Here is a 6,034-nt window from a genome sequence, read left to right as displayed (position 1 = left end):
GTTTCCGACCGCACCGCCGAGCGGTGATCGCCCACCAGCCAACCCGCCAGGCCGGCACACCCCGACCTCAGTCGCGCACCACGTCGTAAGCGGCGTCCAAGTCGCCCAGCTCGGCGTCGGGATCGTATGCGTAGATCCAGCCATTGGCGACGAGCGGGTCCTGCCGGGCGTAGGCCTTGTCGCGGGCCAGCTGTTCGGTGCCGTCCGGGAGATGGTTGCTGTGCGCGCGGTCGCGGCTGACGCTCTGCAGCCGGGTGGTGCGTGGCAGGCGCAGCTGCTCGTATCTGCGCAGTGCCGCGGGCGGGTCGTCGATGCCGGCGGCCAGGCACCGGGCCAGCACCGCCGCGTCCTCGATCGCCTGGGCGGCGCCTTGGGCGAGGAAGGGAAACATCGGGTGCGCGGCGTCACCGAGCAGAGTCACTCCTCCCTCGGACCACCGGGACAGGGGCACCCGGTCCAGCAGCGCCCAGCGGCCGGGCGTACCGGCGGCGCTGATGAGATCCGTCAGCCGCTGGTCCCAGCCGTCGAACTCGGCGAGGAACTCCGCGACAGTGGCGGTGGCCGCCCAGGACGCGCCGGTGAAGTCGCCCGCGGGCGCGACAGCAACCAGGTTGACCAGCGCACCTGCTGAGACCGGGTAGTGGACCAGGTGGTGGTCGGGACCGATCCACAGCGTCTGGGCCTGGCGGCGGGCGAAGCGCGGGGCCCGCTCGGCGGGCACCAGGGCCCTGAAGGCGCAGAGACCCGAGTAGGTCGCGGGTGATGTGCCGAAGAGCGTGCCGCGCACGACGGAGTGGAGCCCGTCGGCGCCGATCACGACGTCGGCCTCGGCCTGTCTCCCATGGGTGAAGTGGAGCCGCAGCGCGTCGCCCTCGTGGTCCAGGCCGATACATTCGTGACCGTGCCGGACGCTGTCGTCCGGCACGGATGACAGGAGGGCGGTCAGCAGGTCCGCCCGGTGCGCGGTGTAGGTGTGCTCGCCGTAGAGCCGTTCACAGGCGGCTGACAGGTCCTCCGAGGACAGGACCGTCCCGTCCCGCCAGCGCCTGAACTCCCAGCCTGTGTCGAGCCGCACCGCCCGCTCGCGGAACACGTCGAGCACCTTCAGTCTGCGGAGCTGACGGGCGGCGTTCGGCGCCACCAGTATCCCGGCACCCACCTCCGTGAGACGGGGGGCCTGCTCGTACACGGTGCTCGGCAGCCCAGCGCGGCGCAGGAACCCCGCCGTGGCGAGGCCACCGACACCGCCGCCCAGCACGGCGATCCTCGGCGGTGCGGCAGTGGACGCTGTCATCCTCACGGCTCCTCAATTCGGGCGCTCGGCACATGGCCGGCACACGGGGAACGGGTTCGGCAGACCTCCGCGGGACCCCGCCGCCGATGGTGAGCCTCGGGGACGACCTCGAAAACACCACGTCCACCGAAGCAGCGGGGCTACCTGATGAAGAGTTCGTCCAGATCGACGTCGTTCTTGATGACCTTCAGGTCTTTCATGGTCGTGAGGTACGTCTGGAAGTTGTCGCGGTCCGTCGTGGCCGAGAAGTGCGGCATCAGGAGCTGTTTGCTCTGCTGCTCGGATGTCTTCGTGTACGTGGTGATGGCCTGTCGGACTTCGGTGTCGTGGGTGGCGGCGTATGCGTTGGACTGCTTCAGCGCCCGCGTGAACTTGTCGACCGTGGCCTTGTTCCCTGCCAGGTACGAGGCGGAGGTGATCCACATGGTCTGCACGGTCTCCGGTTCGAAGCCGGAGCCGTTGGACAGGACGCTGCGGTCTCCCTTCTGCAGTGCTGCCGACAGGAAGGGTTCCGCCAGGTCGGCGGCGTCGACCTGGCCCTTGGCGAGCGCGTCGGCCATGGCCGAGAACGGCGTCTCCACGAACTTGATCGTGTCCGTGTCCACACCGGTCTTCCGCGCCGAGACGATGAAGCTCAGGTGGGGCAGCTGGTAGAGGGTGTCCACCGCGACTTTCTTGCCCTCCAAGTCCTTGGCGGAGCGGACCGAGGAGTCTTTCGGTACGACGACCTGGATGTGCACCTTGTCGTTGTCGCGGGCGAACTTGCCGGCCGGGCCCACGATCCGCACCGGAAGGCCGTTGGAGGCGCCGACGAGGATGGCCGGCACATTGGTGAAGCCGAACTGCGCGTCGCCGCTGACGACGGCGGCCTGTGTCGAAGCGGGCGGGGTGTCCTTGAGTTTCACGTCCAGGCCCTCAGAGCGGAAGAAACCCTTCTCGACGCCCAGTACCAAGGAGGCGGAGTTGATCACCGCCGCGTTGGCAACAGTGATCTTCGTGAGGCCTCCGGAGGACGAGGAGGAGGAGGGCGAGTCGTCACCGCAAGCGGTGGCGAGCAGCAGGGGAAGTGCGAGCAACACGGGCAGGAACCGTTTCACGAGTGCCTCCTATGTACCCGGGCTGTTCAGCCGGGACAGAAGTGGGAGCGCGGGTGGACGTTCATCCCGCTGTGCCGATGAGTCCGAAGATCTCCTTGCGGTACTGCTGGAACTCCGGGAGGGCCCGTGTCTCCACCTGATCGCGGGGCCGATCGAGGTCCACCGTCACGGTGCGCAGCACTCGGCTGGGACGCCGTGACAGGACCAGCACCCGGTCCGCCATGAAGATCGCCTCGTCGATGTCGTGGGTGACGAGCAGGACGGTCCAGCCGAACTCACGCCACAAATCCAGCACCATGGACTCCAGTTGGGCACGGGTCTGGGCGTCCACGGAGGCGAAGGGCTCGTCCATCAGCAGATAGGACGGCCGGGAGGCGATGGCCCGGGCGATCGCCACGCGCTGCTGCATGCCCCCGGACAACTGCCACGGATAGTGGTCCGCGAACTCGGTGAGCCCGACGTGCCCCAGAGAGTCGGCCACCCGTGCGGTGCGCTCCCGGCGGGGCAGGGCATGCAGCCCGAACTCGACGTTGCGGCGCACGGAGAGCCAGGGGAACAGGCTGCGCGTGTACTCCTGGAAGACCACGGCGAGGGAATGCTGTACGTCTTGCACGGCCCGCCCGTCCAGCCGGATCGCACCGGAGGACGGCCTGTCGAGTCCGGCGAGACAGCGCAGCAGTGTCGTCTTGCCGCATCCGGAGGGGCCGACCAGCACCACGAACTCACCCCGGGCGGCGCTGAACGTCAGGTCGGCGATCGCCTCGGTGCCGGTGGCGGACGAGCGGGACGCGGCGTACACCTTCGCCAGCCGGTCCACCTCCAGCACACTGCGCCCGGACGTCGCCCCGGTGTCCCGGGCGAGATCCCCCTCAGCCACGGCCGATTCCCTTCTGTCCCTCGTACCAGGCCAGCACGTGGTACTCGACAACGGTGAACAACAGGGTGAACAGGCCACCGAGCAGGCCCAGGACGAGGACGCCGGCGTACATGTCCTGGAAGGCGTACGCTCGTTGGGCCTGCAGTATGAAGAAGCCCAGACCACTCGTCGAGGCGACCATCTCACTGATCACCATCATGATCAGTGAGATGCCGAGGGCGATCCGCAGACCCGCGAAGACCTGCGGCAGACAGGCCGGCAAGATCACCCGGCTCACCACCCGCCACCGTCCGACGTGCGCCGCACGCGCCGCGTCCACGAAACCCGCGTCGACCGTCCGAGCCCCGTCCATGGTGTTGAGCAGGACGGGCCACAGGGCTCCGAGCGCGATCAGGCCCACCCGCGTACCGGAGTTCGGACCGAAGGCGAGCACCGCCACGGGGAGCACGGCGGGGAGAGGCACGGCCCTGAGGAACTCCAGGACCGGGCGTACCCACGGGTCGAGTGCACGGAAGTGACCGAGCAGGAGGCCGGCTGCGACGCCGAGCGACGATCCGACGAAGAAGCCGACCACGGTACGAGTGGCCGACGGCAGCACGTCCTGGCGCAGACCGGGGCCGGAGACGAGGTCCCAGGCTCCGCGTGCGGCGCCGGAGAAGGGCTCCAGGAACATGACGGAGCCCGATCGCCCCACCGCCTCCCACATACCCAGTACCGCGAGGGTGGTCAGTACGCCGACGGCCCGGCGAGCCTGGCGGACTCCGCGGGACCGACCCTGGACGCGGTTCACCGGTCGCCTCCCACCGTGATGGCGCGCCAGCGGACGGTCAGGCGGTCGGCCGCGAGAACGGCGGCGTTGACGAGATACCCGATCGTCCCGGCGGCGACGATCCCCGCGTACGCCTCGGGCATGTCGCCGACCTGCTGGTGCAGGTCGACATAGTGCCCCAGGCCGGTACCGGAGGCGACCAGTTCGCTCACCACGGTGACGACCACCGCGATGGACGCGGCCAGCCGCAGTCCTGTGAAGACGGCCGGCAATGCGCCGGGCAGGACGACGCGCCGGACGAGAGCGAGCCGGCGCAGTCCCAGGATCCGCCCGCTGTCGAGGTGGAGAGGATCCACGTTCCGCACGCCGTAACGTGTGTTGAACACCACCGGCCACACCGAGGCGAAGCTGATGAGAAAGGTCTGCATGCGCAGCCCGAGTCCCAGCAGCACGATGGCCACCGGTACCAGCGCCACCGCCGGAATCGGCCGAAGGAAGTTGAAGAGCGGCCCGGTGGCCGCATCCGCCCACTGCGAAAGTCCCACCAGCGTGCCGAGCAGTACGCCGATCGACGCCGCGGTGGCGAAGCCGACGGCCCACGCGTACGTGGTCTGCGCCGCGGCCGTGGCAAGCGAACCCTCGCTGATCTCGTTGAACAGCGCGGACGAGATCGCGCCCACGGACGGAGCGTTGGTCTCCGGGAGGACCGAGGTGGCGCGCAGGATCTCCCAGACGCAGACGGCCCCGACAACACCCCCGATCCCCTTGGCAGCCCGCACCGGCCTGCGCCACGCACCGGCGTCACGCGCGGCGCCTGTCGTGTCTTCGGCACGCCGGACCGGTCGGCTCGCGGAGTCAGAGCCGCGCACCGTAGTCATGTCCGCCTCCACCGCCCCCGACCGATGTACTTGCGACGGTAGTGTCTAGCAGTGTCCATGCTCAATCCCATGGACGGAGATCAATTCCCCAGCCCGGTAGGGAGGTTGGGGAACATGGTCGGCATCCGGACTCGGAGGGCATCTGATCTAGGTAGTAGGTGCTCTGGGATGTTTGTGTGACTGGCGGCGTTGAGGGTCGTTGGGTAAGGCGTGAATATTCGCCGTCCCTACCGCAGTGATGTGTCCGATGTCCGCTGGGAATGCCGACTCCCCCATCCCCGGGGCTCCGGGCTCCGCACAATCCAGCCGCTCATACCTTGGTATGTCGGTTTCAGCAGCAGGTTCTTACAGTAGACGGCCACGGTCCGCTCTGCACGCCGACCGCCTCTTCAACGCCGCGACGGCGTCCATCACGCCATGCTCGGTATCGCCCGCCTGCACAATCTCACCCTCGCCGGGTGCCCGAGAAGACAAGCAGGTCAGCCAGCACGCCGTCGATCATTTACGGGACAATGCTTAACGCAACGGATTGCCCTTAGTTGATGATTTCAGCGCGGTCATCCAGACGGATTGCGGCCAGCCGGTCTCGCCACATCTGGAGAGCTTCGGGTGTCTGGCGCGTCCAGTCGGTGACCTCACCAACGATCCGGAGCGATTCCCTGCTGCGATAAGAGCGGGTGGGATTGCCAGGGAACTTCTTGTCGGTGACGTTTGGATCGTTCTCGAACTCTCCGGTCGGTTCGACGACGTACACTCGCGGGGCCCCGCCGCCGACGGCGAGTTCGGCGGCGAGTCCCGCGCCGTCGCGCAACGCGGTGAAGTAGATGTGGTTCATCACGATTTCAGGCCGGTAGTTGGAACGGAAACCGGTGGTGAGGTGATCTCCCACCCGCAGCTGGGCCTTTGTGCCGTGAAAGAACGGCCCCTCGTCCAACGCCTCGTCCATCGCCACAGGCTAGCAAACCAAACTGTCGTGACGGCGAGTTATCCAGACATCGCACGGACCTAAGTCGTCAAGCAGCCACCGCTAGTGCCGCGGCAGGCAACGTTCGCCCCGTCGCGACGCCCGGCACGCACTCTCGCCGCACCGGCCGAAAGCCCAAGTACGTCCAGTACGAG

6 protein-coding genes are annotated in these 6,034 nt (G+C 68.0%); all 6 read right to left on the bottom strand.

The window, feature by feature from the left end:
- Positions 1 to 67: 67 nt before the first annotated feature.
- A complete protein-coding gene (locus tag AB0J04_RS45115) occupies positions 68 to 1,294 on the bottom strand; it encodes an FAD-dependent monooxygenase (RefSeq protein ID WP_363174543.1) in 1,227 nt (408 codons plus the stop codon).
- Between the two features lie 140 nt (positions 1,295 to 1,434).
- Complete coding sequence (locus tag AB0J04_RS45110; protein ID WP_363174542.1) at positions 1,435 to 2,391, bottom strand: ABC transporter substrate-binding protein; 957 nt, start codon at positions 2,389 to 2,391, stop codon at positions 1,435 to 1,437.
- Positions 2,392 to 2,452: 61 nt separating this feature from the next.
- On the bottom strand, positions 2,453 to 3,268 hold the full coding sequence (locus AB0J04_RS45105) for an ABC transporter ATP-binding protein (RefSeq protein WP_363174541.1): 816 nt from the start codon (positions 3,266 to 3,268) through the stop codon (positions 2,453 to 2,455).
- Entirely contained in the window at positions 3,261 to 4,058 is a 798-nt protein-coding gene (locus tag AB0J04_RS45100; protein WP_363174540.1) for an ABC transporter permease, read from the bottom strand. Before AB0J04_RS45100 ends, AB0J04_RS45105 begins: the two co-directional genes overlap by 8 nt.
- Positions 4,055 to 4,915: an ABC transporter permease gene (locus AB0J04_RS45095; protein ID WP_363174539.1), complete on the bottom strand. Its 861-nt coding sequence runs from the start codon at positions 4,913 to 4,915 to the stop codon at positions 4,055 to 4,057. Before AB0J04_RS45095 ends, AB0J04_RS45100 begins: the two co-directional genes overlap by 4 nt.
- A gap of 535 nt (positions 4,916 to 5,450) precedes the next feature.
- Entirely contained in the window at positions 5,451 to 5,861 is a 411-nt protein-coding gene (arr, locus tag AB0J04_RS45090; RefSeq protein ID WP_363174538.1) for an NAD(+)--rifampin ADP-ribosyltransferase, read from the bottom strand.
- Positions 5,862 to 6,034 lie beyond the last annotated feature (173 nt).

It is taken from the genome of Streptomyces sp. NPDC050263 (assembly GCF_040655955.1).
Lineage (GTDB): Bacteria > Actinomycetota > Actinomycetes > Streptomycetales > Streptomycetaceae > Streptomyces.
The sequence above is the reverse complement of the archived record's forward strand: the minus strand, read 5'-3'. Positions and strand labels throughout refer to the sequence as shown.

Coding starts and splice junctions, on each gene's coding strand:
- AB0J04_RS45115 (WP_363174543.1), bottom strand. CDS start 1,294: ATGACAGCGTCCACTGCCGCACCGCCGAGGATCGCCGTGCTGGGCGGC.
- AB0J04_RS45095 (WP_363174539.1), bottom strand. CDS start 4,915: ATGACTACGGTGCGCGGCTCTGACTCCGCGAGCCGACCGGTCCGGCGT.
- arr (WP_363174538.1), bottom strand. CDS start 5,861: ATGGACGAGGCGTTGGACGAGGGGCCGTTCTTTCACGGCACAAAGGCC.